Consider the following 19,078-nt stretch of genomic DNA (forward strand, 5'->3'; position numbering starts at 1 on the left):
GGGGTATCACCTAGGAAATTCTTTTTGGATTTTTCTTATCATGGGTTCCAAACCATTATCTTTTACATCTATCATGGTATTCAAATGCGCTCCCAATTTTCCGTCTGGAAGTCCTTTTTGTCTGAACCAAACTAAATAAGGAAGCGGTAGATCCACCAAATAACGACCTTTATACTTACCAAATGGCATTTTATAATGGGCAAGTTCCAGCAGCTTTTCTTTATCAGGTCTAATTTCCATTTATACTTCTAAAGTACTATCTTTCTAGATATAAAAACCAACCATGAAGAGAAGAAATTTCATTGCTGCCGCTGCCGCTGGTTCTGCGGGAATTGTGACTACTTCTGCCTTTGCAAAAGAACAGGAAACACACAAAGATTTTAAATTGCAAAACAACATCAACCACAGTGTGTGTTACTGGTGCTTTAATCATTTGCCTTTAGAAGAATTTCTTCAAGTATTAAATGGTTTGGGAATCAAGGCAATTGATTTGATTGGTCCAAAAGATTGGCCGCTATTAAAAAAATATGACATCCACTGTTCCATGTGCAATGGTGCGGAAATTAGCCTGACCAAAGGGTGGAACGACCCTCAGTATCATGAAGAGCTTATAAAAAACTACTCTGAAATTATCCCACAAGTAGCTGAAGCGGGGTATACCAACCTCATTTGTTTTAGTGGTAATCGTAATGGTATGAACGATTATGTTGGTCTACAAAATTGTGTGGAGGGGCTTTCCAAAATCATGCCTTTGGCCGAAAAACATGGGGTTGTAATCCAAATGGAACTGTTCAACCAGGTCAATCACCCAGACTATATGTGTGATAGTTCTATCTGGGGAGTTGAGCTTTGTAAACATCTGGGCAGTGACAATTTTAAATTGCTTTATGACATCTACCATATGCAAATACAGGAGGGGGATATAATCCGTAGTATTCAAAATTATCATCCCTATTTTGGTCATTATCATACTGCTGGTGTACCTGGCCGCCATGAAATAGATGAAACCCAAGAATTATACTATCCCGCCATTATGAAGGCTATTTTGGATACCGGTTATACAGGGTATGTTGCCCAAGAGTTTATTTCCACTTGGGATGATAAAATCGCAGCACTTAAAGATGCTTTTTTACAGTGTGATGTATAGTGCAGTATTATCCTTCATTATATTCATTCTTTGTGATTTGGCTATTTAATTCTTAAAAATCAGAAGTTGCAAGACTATTTTTTCAGTATAAACCCTAAACAGGAAAGTCTAAAAAAACATATTGCGTATTACTATTTTCATTTTTCAAATGAAAAAGATTTCAAAAAAGAATTCATCTATTACCCCTCTTTCCACTCCACACTAAATGTTTATAAAAATGTTGATATCATATTTAATGAAAAAGGCCGGGTTTATGTCCCAAAAAAAAATGATGAGTTAAGCGTAATTTATACCAAAGGTGATGGTAAATCCAAACACATAAGGTTATCTGGAAAGTTTAATAAAATAGGGATAGTTTTTAATAGCCTTGGCTTTAACCACTTTATAAATTGTCCATTTAACAGTTTAATTACAGACCGTGCGGTTGAATTGGACTATTTCGGAAGCTCTTTAATTTCTGTTGCTGATAAAGTCTACAAAACAAAGGATAATACTAAAAAAAGAGATGTTTTGGATAATTTCTTTTTAAATCACCTCAATGTATTTAAAGAACAACGCTTGCCTAAGATTATTGACATAATCCATGATAAGAATGGAGCCATACAAATTAAGGAGTTATCCAACACTTTCAATATTCACAGAAAAACCATTTTAAGATTATTCAAAAAACATTTGGGATTTTCATACAGAGATTATACCAATATTGTAAAATTTCGCAATGCTCTCAATCTATATCTAACCAAAAAGGATATAAAACTTATTGAGCTTGCTTACGAAAATGACTACTATGATCAAGCAGATTTTAATAATCAATTTAAAGCTTTGACCAATCTTACTCCTAAACAACTATTTAAAAGTTTGAAAAGGATGGGGCATAACGTATACTGGAATTACTTGGATTGACAATGTCCCAAAAAACCAATTTCTAAAGAGTATTTAGCCTCAACTTTACACTATTCTAAGCAGCAACTTAAATGCTTAGATATTAAACATATTAAGCATGAGGGCACGAATATTCATTTTACATTTTTTTATACTTTCTTCTCTTCTTTCCTGTTCTACTGTAAAGGACTCCCGTATTGAAATAATAGATGAAATCTTTACTTCATTACACACAGAGGAAAGATTCAACGGTAATATTTTAATATCTGAGAAAGGAAAAGTAATTTATAAAAAATCTTTTGGATATGCTCATTATGAGAATGAAGTCCGTCTTGACCAAAGTAGTATTTTTAATATTGCTTCAGTGTCTAAAACTTTCACCGCCGTTTCAATCTTGATGTTAGAAGAGAAAGGGATGTTAGGTCTTGGGGATAAAATTGAAAACTATTTTCCAAATTTCCCTTATAAAAAAATAACTATCAAAAATCTTTTGACCCACTCCTCTGGACTTCAAAGAATACAAAGTCAACCTTTTCGGAAAGAAATAGAAGGAAAAGGTTATAACAATCAGCAAATTCTAGATGTATTCATTAAACTAAAACCTGACCTCTATTTTAAACCAGGCACAAATTATAAATACAGTAATACCAATTATATATTTCTTGCTCTAATTGTTGAACAAGTTTCAGGGCTATCATTTGAAGATTTTTTAAAAACTAATTTTTTCGAAATATTAAAAATGAACAGTACTTTTCTTGAAAAAGATAATGTGCCCAATGAATTTGAAAAACACTTAGTTTCTTATTACCGTAAACCGCATTGGCTTTCGAATGGTTTTCAAAATACTATTGGTTTGGAAGAAAACATTGTTGAGCTGAATACTTTTAAGAATAATTATGGTGAAAGTGATATTCACACAACCACAGGAGATCTTCTAAAATTTCATGAAGCTTTACAAAATGGAAAACTTATTTCTCTCATTTCCTTAGAAAAAATGTACAAATCATATAAACCATATAATAATGAAAAGTATATTTTATCTGAAAAATCCAACTATCCATCACAAAGAGGGTTGTCTTGGAATATTGCCAAAGATAGTTTAACTGGAAAAGTTGTTTATCATGCTGGAGGGTTTAGAGGAGGTCGAAGCTTTTTTATTCGTAACCTCACAAATGATCAATGTATTATTATATTGACCAATAATACTGAAACTGATTTCTATACTTTCACAAGTCCCATGAGAATTATGAATAAAATAGGATACCAACTAGATAAAAAAAAGCTTGCTAGATTATTCGCAAATGAATACATGAAAAATGGCATTGAATCTGCAGTTGAAAAGTACAATCAGTTTAAAGGTGATGAAGACTATATTCCAATTATTGATTGGGATTTTGAAGAAATAGGGCAAGAATTAATAAAAAAGAAGGATTATAAGTCTGCTGTATCACTATACAAATTATACACAGAAAAATACAATGATGAGTTTGCATGGACACTATTAGGGGATGCTTATCTTATGAATGGAAATAAAATTGAAGCGAAAAAAAGTTTTGAAAGGGCTTTACATATAAATGCAAATTATAATCCAGCTTTAAAACAACTAATGACCATATCTGACTAATAGAGTATAGTTAACGAAACTCCAATGTATAAATTCAAACTGTGGTAATTATTATTTTGCCAAAGCCTCCGCTATTTTCTTATTCCACTCTAATTGCTTTTCAGTATTTCTGGAAAAATTGGTTTCCCAGTCGTAGAGTTCCTGAAAATCCTTTAATTCCTTTAATGTCTCCCTGTAGATTTTTCGAATCTCTGCTTTAACATTATCGGAAAAAGAGGTTCGCTTCAATTTTGCGCGCATTTTGCGTGCAAAAAGCTCAGCAATATCAAAATGAAGCTGTTCATGACTTAGGATTATATCATCACAGATTTTAGGTTTGTACCATGATTCGTTCGGGTAGAAATATGCATTTACCTCAAAATCCAGTTCCACTTCGTGATGGATTAAATTGGCGGAATATTTATAGCTTAACCCACTTGCAGTGGTTGCCGCAGGTACTGCAGCTGGTGGAATCTTCCCCTTAAAATCTGACCAAGTAAGTCTTTTGTTGGAATCCCATAAAACACCTTCTTCAATTTCTTGGGCATATCCGAAGAAACCAAAAACTAAAAGGCACCCTATAAAAACTATTTTATCCAATAAAACTCAATTACTCTTTCAATGTCTGGATGTAAACTATGCTGCACCGGACATGTATTTGCGGTATTTTCCAAAATCTTCCTATGTTTTTCGGAAGTATTTTCCGGCAGTTCGAGTTTCACCTCAATTTTGGAAATGCGCCTAGGATTTGCTGCCATATGCTTGGTCACTTCTGCCATGGAACCGGTCAAATCCACTTCTAAATCCCTTGCCTTGATTCCCATCATGGTAAGCATACAACTCGCCAGACCGGTGGCAACAGTATCGGTTGGCGAAAACGCTTGTCCCAAACCATTATTATCAACCGGTGCATCCGTAATAAATTCGTCATTGGACCTTAAATGTAAACATGTGGTCCTTAATTCTCCTGTATAGGTAACTTTAGAGGTCATTTAACTTTATTTCTTTAATTCGTAAACTATCGTACTCCATTAAATAGCAGGCGGTATTGTAATATCCGGAAGACCAATTATTAAAATAATTAAAGCTGTTCCCCGTATACTCTGTTAGCCCAATAATTTTAGAAGTTTCAAAAAGATTGTTTTTATGGGCAAGTTTCAATAAAACATCCAACGTCACATCAAAACCTCTAACTGCATAGCGATCAGGATTAAGACCCTTATATCGCTTACGGTATGCCTTGGTAAAAGAATCATTTGCTGTCGCCCTATAAAAAGAGGGATACGTAAATTTTAAGTTTGATAAATGAGTGCTGGAAATGGCATCATTTTCAAAAGCGTTATTAAAATTCGTAGTAAACATCTGTACCCTTGTCTCTTCTGAAATAGCTGAATTTAATATTGAACTAACACTTGAAACCATATTGGGTTGGGCAGTTTCTACAAAAACCCAATTTTCCTTGTCCTCGGAAAGCATGATTAAAAACTGATCCAGGTGCAATGATTTATTGTCAATTATTTTTGCAATTTGTGCTGCAGGAAACTTGTTTAAAATAGAATCATGGGCAACCTGATGGGTAGAATCGGCAATAATAACCACATTCTGATCCGTATGGATTTTCTTTAAATAGGAAAGCATTTTTTGTCGAAGAACCTCATCTGTTGGTACCGAAAAATATACGTTGCCATGGCTCAATTCGCTATCGGATGCAATGGGAGCAATCACAGGAATATTTTTGGATGCTGCTTGCACGGCCACCTCATTCAGAGTACTGGAGGTCATGGGTCCAATAATGGCACTAACGCCATACAGATTCTCTCTAAAAAGTATTTCCTTTACTTTATCTTGGTTTCGCTCAGTATCATACGTTTTTACATCAACTGAAACCCCCATTTTTTTAATGGAATCCAATGCTACCATCGCGCCAGAATAAAATCCAGTACTTAAGCTTATATCCCTACGGGTCTTTATTTGACTTAAAGTTTTCTTTCTATCGTTGAAATCAACCCGATCCAACCTAAAAGGAAGCATAAACACAAGCTTGGGTCTATTTTCAATATTAATACTATCTATAAGATTGATTTTGTCAAGAACCAAGGCATTTTTAACTTCAAGTCCCTCAGCTTTCTCCTTGGGAAGTTTTAAGACCATTCCAGCTTTGAGACCATTTTCCAAATCTGGATTCAACTGAAACAATTCATCTCTAGTGATTTTTAAATTTTGGGTAAGCCTAAAAATGTTTTGTTTTGGTTTTACTTCATAAAAAATAAAGTTTTCCGTATTCACTTCTCCAGATGTATCTTTTTTCTTGGGAAGGCGCAAAACCATACCTTCTTTCAAACCCCCAAGTTGCATAATTTCTGGATTCAGTTTTACGATGGAATCTGAAGGTATTCCGTATTCTTTTCCCAGGCTATACAAGGTTTGCTTGGCAGGAACAGTAAATGAAGTATACAAATCTACCTGTTGGTCTTCAAGGCTATCGCCTTTGGGTCTTGGTAATTGCAGCTCTTGTCCCACTGCCAAATAGTCTGAGCTTTTGCTTAAATCAGGGTTTAATGTGACCAAGCTATCCACCGTAATGCCATATTTATGGGCAATACTCCATCTTGTTTCCTTGGGAAGAACGGTATAGGTCTCAAAATCGAGGGCACGTTCATCTTCTTCAGTTGGCTCTGGGAATTTGGGTATTTGGAGCACCATACCCTTTTTTAGAGGTTCTGCATACAGCTGTCTATTGTATCGCTTCAGTTGCTCTTCTGTGATTTTGTAACGCTGTGTAAGTCCAAATAAGGTCTCTCTTTTTCTTACCCTATGTCTAGAAAAGCTTAAAGGTTTCTTCTGCTCCTGAATTTCTTTTTCTTGTGGTTTTTCCTGTTGGGTTACCACAGCACCATTCAACGGAATAATTAAAATGGTGTTCGGTTTTATACCTGAAGCGGTCTTAATCTCCTTATTGGATTGAAGTATCGTGTACGGTGTTACCCTATACTTGGAAGATATGCTCTGCAAAGTCTCTCCTTCTTTAACCGCATGTGTGGTATAATTTTGAGCAGAAACTTGAATTGAAGTCAGTAAAAAGAAAACAATGCTTATTTGTAAAATATACTTTTTCATTCCCATTCTATAGTTGCCGGTGGCTTAGAACTAATGTCATACACTACTCTATTAACGCCTTTAACCTTGTTTATTATATCATTAGAGGTCTTTTGTAAGAACTCATAGGGTAAATTAACCCAATCAGCCGTCATACCATCCGTACTTTCAACTGCTCTTAAAGCCACACATTTTTCATACGTGCGTTCATCTCCCATGACCCCTACACTATTTACGGGCAAAAGCATGGCTCCGGCCTGCCAAACCTTATCATATAAACCCCATTTTTTCAATCCATCAATAAAAATGGCATCAACCTCTTGTAAAATAGACACCTTTTCTGCGGTAATGTCACCTAAAATACGAATTCCCAATCCAGGACCGGGAAAAGGATGACGACCAAGAATCGTTGAATCCATATCCAAGTTTCTTCCAACTCGGCGCACCTCATCTTTAAAAAGCAGATGTAAGGGCTCAACAACTTTCAGTTTCATATAATCTGGCAGACCACCAACATTATGATGACTTTTAATAACGGCAGAGGGTCCGCCACTAGCTGATACCGATTCTATTCGGTCTGGATAAATGGTGCCTTGGGCCAACCACTTTGCATTTTCTACCTGATGTGCTTCGTTATCAAACACTTCAATAAAAACCCTTCCTATTATCTTTCTTTTTGTTTCAGGATCCGATTCTCCTTTCAGAGCGTCCAAAAAACGTGCCGAAGCATCAACACCTTTCACATTAAGGCCCATATGCTTGTATTGATCCAGGACACTTTCAAATTCATTTTTGCGCAAAAGTCCATTGTTCACAAAAATGCAATGTAAATGACTTCCGATGGCTTTGTGCAACAGCATGGCGGCCACACTGGAGTCCACCCCACCTGAAAGCCCTAAAATTACCTTATCATCACCAATCTTTTCCTGAAGTTCTTTAATCGTAGTTTCTACAAATGCATCCGGGGTCCAATCTTGCTCCAATCCAGCAATATTGACCAAAAAATTCTCCAATAACTTTTTCCCATCCTTGGTATGATACACTTCCGGATGAAACTGTATTCCAAATGTTTTTTCCCCTTCTATTCTAAAGGCTGCATTTTCCACATCATGGGTGCTTGCCAATCTAACTGCACCATCTGGAAGTTCCTTTATGGTATCACTATGGCTCATCCATACCTGGCTGCCCTCATCAATTCCTTTTAAAAAATTATCGCTTTCCTTTACGTACGAAAGATTTGCCCTTCCATACTCCCTAGTGGCCGATGGAGCTACGCTACCTCCATTAAAATGTGAAAGGTATTGTGCACCATAACAAATCCCCAACAAAGGTTTTTTTCCTTTGATTTCCGATAAATCTGGATGCGGAACATCTTCACTCCGTACCGAAAAAGGTGAACCAGAAAGAATTACAGCTTTATAGGTGGATAAATCCTTAGGTGGATTGTTATATGGCTTTATTTCTGAGTAAATGTTAAGCTCCCGAACGCGACGCGCAATCAACTGTGTATACTGGGAACCAAAATCTAGGATAAGTACGTTGTTCTGCATGGGCAAAAATAGCAATTTGCCGCACTTGGAAAAGTATCTTTTAAGGATATTTATAACAACTTATTTAACAGTCGTAGTATACCCTTTATTTTCAATGGCATATCACATTTAAATAAGGGATTTGCACTCTGATCCCAATACTTTTAATCCAAAAAAGTACACTTAGCCTCAACATGGGTAATATTCCCTTTCATAGTTTTTTTCTTAACTTTTTTCATCATTTCTTTGTGTTGCTAAACACCATTAAGCTATGATAAAAGGATTCATCTTTGATTTAGACGGGGTCATTACCGATACAGCGGCATCACATTATACGGCATGGAAAAAAATGTCAGATGAGATGGGCTGGGATTTTGACCACAAGGTAAATGATAAACTTCGTGGTATATCACGTATGGATTCCATCCAGGTTATCCTTGACCATAATACTACCTCTTTGAGTGAAGAGGCCAAGGCCGAACTAGCTGCAAAAAAGAACGATTTGTATGTTGCCAGCCTGGAAAACATGACCTCTGAAGATTACCTGCCAGGTGCCAAAGAACTGTTAATCCATCTAAGAACCGAAGGTTTTAGTGTTGCTTTGGGCAGTGCTAGTAAAAATGCCATAAAAGTATTGAAGCAATTAAATGCCAACGCCTTTTTCGATGTAATTGGTGACGGGAATAGTGTTTCAAAAAGTAAACCCGAACCGGATATCTTTTTGTATGGTGCGGAAAAATTAAACCTCCAACCTGCAGAATGTATCGTTTTTGAAGATGCTGAAAGTGGCATTGATGCCGCCAAGGCCGGTGGTTTTTACAGCGTGGGCATTGGCCCAAAAGAACGGGTAGGCCATGCAGATTTACGATTTGATAGTATGGCCGAAGCAACCTTGTTTGAGGTTAAGGCACATTTTAAAAATCTTTTTAGTTAAACATTTCTATTTCAATATGTTGTTTTTTATTCTCTACTTTTAAGGGAGTAAATTCAACCTCAATGAAACCTCTACCACTATTTTTCTTTTTTTTATGTAGTTGCTTCGTTTTAAAAACTCAGGCTCAGGAAAATCAAAAAAAAATTGATAGTATCCTTAAGATTATAAACGAAACCTCAATTGACACCATAAAAGCAGGAAATTATTTGGAGTTATCCAACCTTACTATGTATAATAACCAGAAGGCAACCATTGGATACATAGAAAAGGCTGCCTCTATTTACAAAAAAACCAATAATGACAAAGGAGTTGCCAAACTTTACGCCCAAAAGGCAAATTATTATTATAGGCTTGGCGAAATAGATTCGGCCAGGCATTACCTAGTAAATTCCGTGGACAAATCTTTTTTTATGGGAGACACCCTAAGAGGTGCGGTCATTCGACACAATATTGGCATCCTTGATCACTATCAAGGTAATGCTGAAAGTGCTAAACATATAATGGATTTGAATATTCCAATATTTAAAAAGTATAATGACACACTTCATTTGGGAAATGCTTTTTTACTAAAAGGTAAAATTGGCATTTCGGATGGTTTCTTCAATATAGCGTTGAAAGAGACCTTCAATGCCCTAAAAATACACAGGGAGCTTCAAGATGACTTTAGAATAGCGGAAGACCTACTTCAAATTGGAATAATTTATCAGAGTACTGGCGAAAATAAAAAAGCGGTCGATATTTTTAACGAAAGTATTGCACACTATAAAAAGGTGGAAAGTAATCAAAGTATTGCCCAGGTCTTAAATTATATGGCCGATTCAAAAATCAAACTAAAGCACTTTGATTCTGCAAGAAAAGATTTAGAAGATGCGCTTTCACTCTCACAGGAATTGGAATACACATCCAACATTGCCAGAACTTACCATAACAAAGGGATTCTTGAGTATCATTCTGGAAACTATACAAGGGCCATAAACAATTTTGGGTCGAGCTTGGACATATGGAAAACAGTAGGCTCTCCAAATAATGAGGCCAATACACTTTTTTATTTGGGGCGTAGTTACCTAAAACAAAAGGAGGCTTCAAAAGCAATACAGTTCTTTGATGAAAGCATTGAACTAGCACAGTCAATTAAAGACCCCGAAGTTTTGAGCAAGGTATATCTGGAAAAATCAGTTGCGCTGGAAGCTTTGCAAAAGCATGAAGAAGCTTTAACCTATTTCAAGAGAAACAAATCAATTAGTGATTCAATATTCACTCTGAACCGCGAAAAGGCGACATTGGAGCTAAAGACCATCTATGAAACGGAAAAAAAAGAACAAGAAATTGCCTTTTTGGAACAGCAAGCAAAAATTAACAAACTCGAAAAACTCCTCTTAGGTATTGGACTGGGATTATCGTTATTAATTTTCAGTATTGGCTTTTACGCCCTGTACCAAAAAATGAAGCGCAATAAACTGGAAAAAGCACAGGTAGATACCGAGCTGGCTTTTAAAAGGAAAGAACTGACCACCCATGCGCTTCACTTGGCCAAAAAGAACGAAACCCTAGAAAGTTTACGACAAAAAGCTGAAGAACTTAAGTCTGATGAAAATGGGCAGGACATTTCACAACTCATCAACACAATTAATTTTGATTTGCAAGATGATAACAACTGGGAAAACTTTGCCCGTTATTTTGAGGAAGTTCACAAAGATTTCAATAGCAAGGTGGCCAAAAAACACCCTGAGATTACGCCGAATGAACTTCGTTTAATCGCCTTGATTAAAATGAACCTTTCTTCCAAGGAAATAGCCAATATTCTGAATATTTCCATCCCCGGAGTCAAGAAGGCAAGGCAGCGTTTGCGCAAAAAAATGAATCTTTCCACCACGGATTCCTTGGAAAATGCCGTTTTGAGTATTTAGCAAACACCCCGTAATTATTGATGTTCCCAGACAAATTTGAAAAAGTATACCATTTGTCTCCCCTCTTTTTTTTTACTCCCATAATCCACACGCTAGGTTTGTGGTGTCAAGAAAATTCTATATGGATCCTGACAACCGTTTTGTGGTCTTGTTCGGTTAGGTACTGCAGACCGTTACTGGGCAGGTCGCACAAAACAGATTGTAAAGTTCAACCACAAAACAAAACGTGATGAAAACAACTAGTAAATTAGTAAGTGCTCTTTTAATCCTTGTCTTGATTTTTACGTATATCGGGTGTAGCAAAGATGATAACGGAAATAACAATTTCAATGATAATCGAGAATTAGAGTTTGGGGATGGTGTAAATCTCGATGAGTTTGCTATTGACGAAGGTGAAATAGGGATCAATATCAGTTCAAGAGATATGGCCAGAAAGGGTCATACCGCAATTACCGCTGCAATAAGTGTGACCTCTTCCATTGGAGATTATGATCAGGAAGTCCAATTTGAAACTTTTAGCAACATAGCTAGCTTATCATTCAAAAATGAAGATTTAACTGAGGAGGCAGAAGCAGAACTTAGGGAGGGAGTCCCTTTAATCATCGATATTTTGGATGAAAACGGTAATGTTTTGGCTACTGAAGAAATTTCGAAACAATCTTTTACATCTAACCCTTCTCAAATAGAAATCAATTCCAATCATTTAGAAGATTTATATAAAACAGTTAATCTTAAGGAGGATATTATCTATTTTGTGCAATTGGTGGAAGAGAATAACACTCAAATTTTTGGGGCACCAAATTCAAAACAATTTCCAACTGGTGGCAATAACGTTAGGTCACCCATCTTTATTGATAAATTAACTGATTTGGACTATACCTCCGATGAGACTGAAAAGTTCACTGCATATACCTTTAAGAAAGTTCCAGGAAAAGAAGATGAAGACATTTATAGTATGTCAGTACATGATGGCTCCGATATACATTATGCATATATTTCCAATGACCTAAAGCTTAATATCCAAACAAAAGCTAATTTAGAGAATGATGGAGACAACGCAGATGTAGAGAATCGTCTTAATTTTCAATTTAAAATTGAAAAAATCGAACCTGGGCTGTATACCTTTACACCCCAATCTACTGGAATTCCAATAGGGTATAGTACCTCAGGTGGTTCTGGCGGGCGTCTTTTCTCAAGTTCGGAGGTCGAACCTATTTTTTTTAGAATATTATCGTTTGATATTGATTGGGATATAGTGGCTTTAGATACAAGGTTCATGCAACCCATATTACCACCCTCTAATACTGCCAGTGAATTTAATCAAAAAATTAGAAATTGTAGTAGCGGTACACAATCAACCACCATAGGTGAATCATTAACTCTTGAAACTAAGTCAATTGTAGGTTGGGAAGAGTCCATGTCAGTTAGCAGCAGTAGAGACCATTCGATTTCCGTTACAGTTGAAGCAGAGGTTTCCACGGAGCTATTCGGAACAGGGGGGTCTTTAAAAACTTCAATAACGGAAGATTATGCGTTTAGTACTTCCAGAACCTCGGTAAGTACCACTTCTGAAGCTTTTGAAAAGACGGAATCCAAAAATATCTTTATTGAACGTACACAGGAAATACCACCAAAAACAGTAATCTTGGTTGCAGATATTTATCAAAGCTATGAAAATGTAAGAATCCCATTTGTAAAACGATTTAGAATCAAAGGAAGATATCAAGAAAATGATATTCCTTTGACTGGCAACGAAATATTGACACAGTTTACCTTTAATAATTTTACAGGGGTAGTGACTAATATACAACAGGATTTTATAGAAGTAACTGTGCGAGGTACCAATGTAATTAATAATCTCATTGATACTGAAACAATATCCGAAAATGTGGAAGGAGGGTGTGACGATTAACGTGGTCCTCATTTTAAATCATCTATAGTACTTTTCCGCAATAGCAATCGAAAAGCCCCGGAATCACTTCGGGGCTTTTTTAGTCACTTCCTTTTCAAAAGCTTGGTTTAAAATTCCCTATTTTTAGTGGGTAAACCAACCTCAATGAAAACCAAAACCCTCACCCTATTAGGATTCTTTTTTATATGTATTTCAATTTGCTCCTGGGGGCAGGAAAATAATAAGATTGATAGTCTTCTTAATTTGATTCCTATTCAAAAAGATACTGCCTTGATAAAGACCTATCGAGAATTATTCAGAACTACGGTAAGAAAGGATCCCAAAAAATCCAAATTGTATTTGGATAAAGCATTAGCGGAGCTCAAAACTATCCCCAACACAAAGTTTATTGCCATTCTGACAATGGATCAAGGCCAATTTTATTATTCTACCGCTGATTATAGGAAATCAAACGAATTCTATAAAAAAGCTATTGGTCTTTTTGATCAATTGGAGAATAAAAAAGAATTAAGTATGATTTACAACAATCTAGGTATTAACCAAAAATATATGGGGCAACCTAAACAGGCCTTGGAATCACATTTAAAGTCTTTAAGGCTAAAAGAAGAATTGGGAGTAACCGGTAATTCTTTGGCGGCAAGCTATGTAAATATTGGTGTTTTACAAAGTGAACTTGGAAATTTAAAAGTTTCCAATGAATATTATAGAAAAGCTGAAACCATTTGTATTTCCGAAAAAATGGAATGGGGTCTTTCGATGGTTCAATCCAATATTGCTCTCAATATGGAAAAGGAGGGGAAAATAAAAGAGGCATTAGAAAATTATTTTAAGAGCATACCCTATTTTGAGGAAAATGGGTACAATATTGAATTGGCCAAACAATATAATCTCATCGGAGCACTTTATAATGATTTAGATTCCTTGGTTTTGGCAAAAGAGTATTTTTCAAAATCCTTAAAACTTGCCCGGGAAAAAGGCGAGGCTCAAATAGTGGGCCTTTCTACTCAGAATTTAGGAGAGATATATTTTAAACAAAAAAGATATGCCCAAGCCCTTAAAAATTTTACAGATGCTTTAATAATTTCAACTGAAACAGGCACAGAAACGAGAATGATAACTAACTACTTAAAAATAGCCAATACTCACGCCGCTATGGGTAATTTTAAAAGAGCCTATGACTTCCGTAAGTTGCATTTTGATAAATACGATACAATTTTCAAACAAGAAAACATCGAAAAAATAAATGAATTGGAAATTCAATATCAAACCGAAAAAAAGGAACAACAAATAGTACTTCAAGACAAAGAAATAACCGTTCTGGAACAAGAGGCCAAAATCAATACGCAACAACGTTTGCTTTTAGGTGGGGGCATGACGCTTTCAACCTTGGCGCTAGGTTTTGGTTTTTATGGGTTTCGTGAACGAACTAAGAAGAATAAATTGGAAAAAGAGAAGGTAGATGCCGAATTGGCCTTTAAAAAGAAAGAGCTTACGACCCATGCCCTACATCTTGCCAAAAAGAACGAAGTTTTAGAAAATGTAAAACTTAAGGCAAAAGATTTAAAATCGCTGGGCGATGCAAAAGGGTATCAAGAACTTATCAAGACCATCAACTTTGACCAGCAAGATGATAAAAACTGGGAAAGCTTTACCCAATACTTTGAACAGGTACATAGAGATTTTGCCAAAAACGTCAAGAACAGATACCCGGAAGTCACTAAAAACGAGCTTCGTTTTATGGCCCTGCTCAAAATGAACATGTCTTCAAAAGAGATTGCCACCATCTTGAATATTTCGCCAGACGGCATCAAAAAAGCACGCCAAAGACTCCGAAAAAAAATGGCGCTTACTCCAGAAGATTCCCTTGAAAATACGATTCTAGCGATTTAGCCTAATTTACACATCCTCTCGAAACTCCTATATAAATTGACTTTATAGGCTGTACCCCCTTTGTACCCCCCTCATTTTTTTGTTGCTTAATTAAGCCCATTAGGTTTGTGGTGTTGATGAAAAAAACCATCTAGACATCAACAACCGTTTTGTGGTCTTGCTCGGTACGGTACTGCAGACCAAAACCGAGTAAGTCACACAAAACAGAATGTAAAGTTTAACCACAAAACAGATTATGATGAAAACAAATTTTAAAAATGTAAAAGTAATTTTAAGTATTTTTTCAACCCTGCTACTCTTTGCATGTTCAAGCTGCAGTAAGGATACTGTAGCGCCTCCAGAAACTGAAATTGGTAATCCTGACACACCAGGAGAAGGAGAAGGTGAAATCGAGACAGGTGAAGGTATTAATGTTGACGAAGTTGAAAAAGACAATGGAGAACTAGGTCTTATGGTCAATGCTCGCGAAATTACCAAAAAAGGCTATAACACTGCATTTGCGGATATTTTGGTAGAGGCCTCAACAGGTAATTTTAGCCAAGTTGACCTTCCTATTGATGAATTTACCAACCTGGCCACCCTGCGTTTAGAAATAGACGACCTTACAGCAGAACAAGAAGCTGAGCTCAGGGATGGTGTAGATTTGGTGGTTACCGTAAAAGATGCCTCAAAAGCTGTATTAGAGGTCTTGAATTTTACCAAAACATCCTTTACTGATAGTCCGGATGAACTAATTATGAATGGTGAGGGATTGGAAGACCTTACCGATGTAGTAAAGTTTAGAAGTGATATTCCATACTACATACAAATGGTTTCGGAAGATGGAACAGTCTATGGAGGACCTGATAATAGTTTTTATTTAAGTAATACCGGAACTGATAGAATGATAACAGTTCGTGATATCGATGATATAGATTATGGGAATGATACTACTACCGCCTATTACATTGAAGAAATTTCTGAAAAACCAGGTGTCTTTTCACTAGGGGTACGCGATGGCGAAAACAAGTTATATGCTTATCTTAGTAAGGGATCAACTGAAGGAACCCTCTTAATACAAACGCGAAGAAATAGAGTTATAAATGGAAGTGATACCAATCCCTCCGATTTGAATTTGACTAATTACCAATTTCGTATTGAAAAAGCAGGTCCAGGTATGTATACCATATCCACTGAATTACCTACATTCGACCAAAATCCTTTAAAACTGGCTGGCGAGAATTCTAGGTTTGCGATTGTGGCCAATAGTCCTGTTGTGTACTTCAGAATCATTTCACTTGCGGTAGATTGGGATGTACAGGAGCTGGAAACACGCTTTACACAGCCCATTCTACCACCAGCCAATACCGATGCTGCCTTTAACAGTACCCTTCGCAACTGTAGTAGTGGGGAATTGGTACAGACCGTGGGGCAATCTGAAACCTTGACCTCTACCACTTTTACGGCATGGGAAGACACCTTTTCTGTAAGTACTACAGATACTTATTCAATCTCGGCTACGGTAAGTGCTGAAGTAGAAGGGAGTTTCTTTGGAAATAGCGCAACCTATGGAGTGGAAGTAACAGGAGGGTATGAATTTTCCAAGTCCGAAACAACTACCAATACCAAATCAGGAGGATTGGAAAATAGTCGCAGTGTTACGGTTTCGACTGAGCGTAGTATTACCGTTCCGTCGCAACGTGCAACCCAGGTTTCAGATCTTTATCAAACCTATAGAAATATTAAGGTGCCATTTGTGCAGCGTTTTAGGATTAGAGGTGATTTTCAAGAGGATGGCAGTGCTTTGGATGGTGAGGAAATCCTTACCCTATTCAACTTTAATAGCTTTTCTGGTGTGGTCACTGAAATAGGTTCTGATTTCATTGAAGTAACTGTTAGGGGTACGAATACAATAGACCGTCTTATAGATACCAGAACTTCCGCAGATAATGTGGAGGCCAACTGTGGCGGATAAAAGTACCGCTTGAGTTAGTTTTTTAAAGCAGGCCTTCGGGCCTGTTTTTTGTTGGTATGGGTAATTTTAGAAAGAAAATGTATCTTTAAATCAAACCAACCTCCATGAAAACCTCCGAGTCATTTCTATTGGCTTTTTTGGGAAGCATTCTTTTTGTTTCTGCACAGGAAAATAAAAAGTTGGATAGCTTTCTAATTGTTTACAAATCGCAATCAGAAAGTCGAGCGAAAGTGGATGCTGCCAAAGAGCTTTCAAATCTTTTAAGACATGACAAGCCTAAAGAATCATACCTATATGCAACTGAAGCATTAAAAATTTCAAATTCGATAGGTTATGACAAAGGAAAAGGATATGCGTTTCTGTCCCTAGCTCTTTATTATAGGTTCCTACCCAATATTGATTCATCAAGGTACCATTACAAAAATTCAATTCAGACCTTTAAGGAAATAGGCTTAAAAACCGATTTGTGGACCGCGTTAAATGAATATGCAACCTATGAAACCCGTCTCGGAGAGTTCGACTATGCCCTAGAATTAGCTGAGGAAGGCAAGACACTTGCTTTAGAACTTAAAGATGGGATTAAACTCGTTGACAATCTGCAACGAAAAGCGGCGATTTATACGGATAAAACCGATTACCCAGCCGCAATATCGGAAACAATAGACGCTTCCAAGGTTTTAGATACAATTCAACCTGAGGATAAGAAAAGAAAAGCAATTGTGTTGGCAGACCTCGGCAGGATTCAGATGCTACGAGGAGAAGAAAAAGAGGCAATTCCATATATAGAAGAGTCCTTAGGGATTTTTAAGGAACTAAATGATTTGGTTTGGTTAGCTACTGTGTATATAGAATTGGGAAATTGCTACTGGTATCTCAAAGAATATGACAAATGTATCTCAGAATATAAAAAAAGCTTGGCTATCAGCCAACAGATGAATCGTGAAGATTTTATAGCTGCAAATAATAATAATATCGGCGCTACCTATGCTGAAATAGGGGAATTTGCAAAAGCACTTATCTATCTAAAAAAAGCACATGAAAGCACCAGAAAATCTAAATCCATCAACAACTTAATCGTCAGTCATAATGATTTAGCTAGAGCTTATATTGGACTCGAAAACTATCCTCAAGCCTTGCAGCATACGGACTCAGCTATCCAAATAGCAGATTCAATCAAAGTACCGGAACTCTTGGAAGACGGATACTTTAGACAAGCTTATATTTTTGAGCAAATGGGGGATTATAAACTTGCACTGAAAAATCACAAAAAGTACCAACAGGTTCATGATAGCATAGAGGACATAGAGTTAGGAAAAGAAGTTGAAGAACTTAAAACCCAATACGAAACCGAAAAAAAAGAACAACAGATAGTCCTGCAGGAAAAAGAGATAACCGTATTGGAACAACAAGCTTCCATAAGCAACCTTCAGAAGCTATTGCTAGGCATTGGACTCCTGCTCTCGTTAATTGGCTTTTATGCCATTCGGCAAAAATTAAAACGCAATAAACTGGAAAAAGAAAAAGTGGATGCAGAACTCGCCTTTAAAAAGAAGGAACTGACCACACATGCCCTTCATCTGGCCAAAAAGAACGAGGTGTTGGAAAGCTTAAAACAAAAGGCCCAGGAACTTAAAGCAAACGAAGAGTCCAAAAATGGGTATCAACAACTGATTAGAACCATCAATTTTGATCTGCAAGATGATAACAATTGGGAAAACTTCTCCCGTTATTTTGAAGAAGTACATAAGGATTTCAACAGTAATGTAAAATCAAAATATCCAGAGGTCACTTCAAATGAGCTTCGATTATTGGCGCTCTTAAAGATGAATTTATCCTCAAAAGAAATCGCCAATATCCTTAATATTTCGCCCGAAGGCATCAAAAAAGCGCGCTATCGGCTTCGTAAAAAATTGGATATCACCACAGAAGATTCCCTACAAGATTTAGTGTTAAGTCTTTGATTTATTGTCACTTCGAGTGATTTTTCTGTCGCTTTGAGCGGAGTTGAAGAGAAGAAAAATCGTATCGAGAAGTCTTTATTTGCACATTTTTTCATGTGTTCTCGATACATCCGCTATTAGCGGACACTCGAACTGACGCTTTCCAGCAAACTGCTCATACCTTTAAAAAAGGGACTTAGCAAGCCTGTCCACTCATTGTCCCACAAATATTTTCAAGGTGTCCACCTGTTGTCCACCCTTCTTTTTTTATACCTCATAACCAG

The 19,078-nt window shown here is 36.6% G+C and carries 14 protein-coding genes; 9 read left to right on the plus strand and 5 right to left on the minus strand.

The annotated features are described in order from the left end of the window. Positions 1-6 precede the first annotated feature (6 nt). Positions 7-240, minus strand: coding sequence for a DUF3820 family protein (locus AAY42_RS05930; RefSeq protein ID WP_055393303.1), 234 nt, complete (start codon positions 238-240; stop codon positions 7-9). A 43-nt stretch (positions 241-283) separates the two neighbouring features. Between AAY42_RS05930 and AAY42_RS05935 the strand changes: the two genes are divergently transcribed. The 3 genes from AAY42_RS05935 (at position 284) to AAY42_RS05945 (ending at position 3,653) form a co-directional block, all read left to right on the plus strand. Beyond that, the gene (locus AAY42_RS05935) at positions 284-1,147 is read left to right on the plus strand and encodes a hydroxypyruvate isomerase family protein (protein WP_055393305.1); all 864 of its coding nucleotides are present in this window, start codon (positions 284-286) and stop codon (positions 1,145-1,147) included. A gap of 66 nt (positions 1,148-1,213) precedes the next feature. Then, positions 1,214-2,050 carry a helix-turn-helix domain-containing protein gene (locus tag AAY42_RS05940; RefSeq protein WP_055393307.1) on the plus strand — a complete coding sequence of 279 codons (837 nt, stop codon included), beginning with the start codon at positions 1,214-1,216 and terminating at the stop codon, positions 2,048-2,050. Positions 2,051-2,147: 97 nt separating this feature from the next. After that, the gene (locus AAY42_RS05945; RefSeq protein WP_055393309.1) at positions 2,148-3,653 is read left to right on the plus strand and encodes a serine hydrolase domain-containing protein; all 1,506 of its coding nucleotides are present in this window, start codon (positions 2,148-2,150) and stop codon (positions 3,651-3,653) included. Between the two features lie 51 nt (positions 3,654-3,704). Here AAY42_RS05945 and AAY42_RS05950 read toward each other — a convergent pair whose 3' ends face one another. Genes AAY42_RS05950 through guaA form a run of 4 tightly spaced genes read right to left on the minus strand, consistent with a single transcriptional unit; the run spans position 3,705 to position 8,278 of the window. Next, a complete protein-coding gene (locus AAY42_RS05950; protein WP_082433337.1) occupies positions 3,705-4,232 on the minus strand; it encodes a DUF922 domain-containing protein in 528 nt (175 codons plus the stop codon). After that, positions 4,220-4,624, minus strand: a complete 405-nt coding sequence (locus AAY42_RS05955; protein ID WP_055393311.1) for an OsmC family protein — start codon at positions 4,622-4,624, stop codon at positions 4,220-4,222. The genes AAY42_RS05950 and AAY42_RS05955 overlap by 13 nt, the downstream gene beginning before the upstream one ends. Continuing rightward, the gene (locus tag AAY42_RS05960; RefSeq protein ID WP_082433558.1) at positions 4,614-6,749 is read right to left on the minus strand and encodes a LysM peptidoglycan-binding domain-containing protein; all 2,136 of its coding nucleotides are present in this window, start codon (positions 6,747-6,749) and stop codon (positions 4,614-4,616) included. The genes AAY42_RS05955 and AAY42_RS05960 overlap by 11 nt, the downstream gene beginning before the upstream one ends. After that, entirely contained in the window at positions 6,746-8,278 is a 1,533-nt protein-coding gene (guaA, locus tag AAY42_RS05965; RefSeq protein ID WP_055393315.1) for a glutamine-hydrolyzing GMP synthase, read from the minus strand. Before guaA ends, AAY42_RS05960 begins: the two co-directional genes overlap by 4 nt. 250 nt (positions 8,279-8,528) lie before the next feature. Between guaA and pgmB the strand changes: the two genes are divergently transcribed. From pgmB to AAY42_RS05995, 6 genes are all read left to right on the plus strand, one after another. After that, on the plus strand, positions 8,529-9,191 hold the full coding sequence (gene pgmB / locus AAY42_RS05970; RefSeq protein WP_055393317.1) for a beta-phosphoglucomutase: 663 nt from the start codon (positions 8,529-8,531) through the stop codon (positions 9,189-9,191). Positions 9,192-9,253: 62 nt separating this feature from the next. Continuing rightward, positions 9,254-11,098, plus strand: a complete 1,845-nt coding sequence (locus tag AAY42_RS05975; RefSeq protein ID WP_055393319.1) for a tetratricopeptide repeat protein — start codon at positions 9,254-9,256, stop codon at positions 11,096-11,098. Positions 11,099-11,327: 229 nt separating this feature from the next. After that, positions 11,328-13,010 (plus strand): hypothetical protein, encoded by a 1,683-nt coding sequence (locus tag AAY42_RS05980; RefSeq protein WP_139063663.1) that lies wholly within the window; start codon positions 11,328-11,330, stop codon positions 13,008-13,010. Between the two features lie 144 nt (positions 13,011-13,154). After that, positions 13,155-14,900, plus strand: coding sequence for a tetratricopeptide repeat protein (locus AAY42_RS05985; RefSeq protein ID WP_055393325.1), 1,746 nt, complete (start codon positions 13,155-13,157; stop codon positions 14,898-14,900). A gap of 238 nt (positions 14,901-15,138) precedes the next feature. Next, positions 15,139-16,854, plus strand: coding sequence for a hypothetical protein (locus tag AAY42_RS05990; RefSeq protein ID WP_055393327.1), 1,716 nt, complete (start codon positions 15,139-15,141; stop codon positions 16,852-16,854). Positions 16,855-16,958: 104 nt separating this feature from the next. Next, the gene (locus AAY42_RS05995) at positions 16,959-18,815 is read left to right on the plus strand and encodes a tetratricopeptide repeat protein (protein WP_055393329.1); all 1,857 of its coding nucleotides are present in this window, start codon (positions 16,959-16,961) and stop codon (positions 18,813-18,815) included. The last annotated feature ends 263 nt before the right edge of the window (positions 18,816-19,078 follow it).

Origin of the sequence: Flagellimonas eckloniae, assembly GCF_001413955.1 — a bacterium.
GTDB lineage: Bacteria > Bacteroidota > Bacteroidia > Flavobacteriales > Flavobacteriaceae > Flagellimonas > Flagellimonas eckloniae.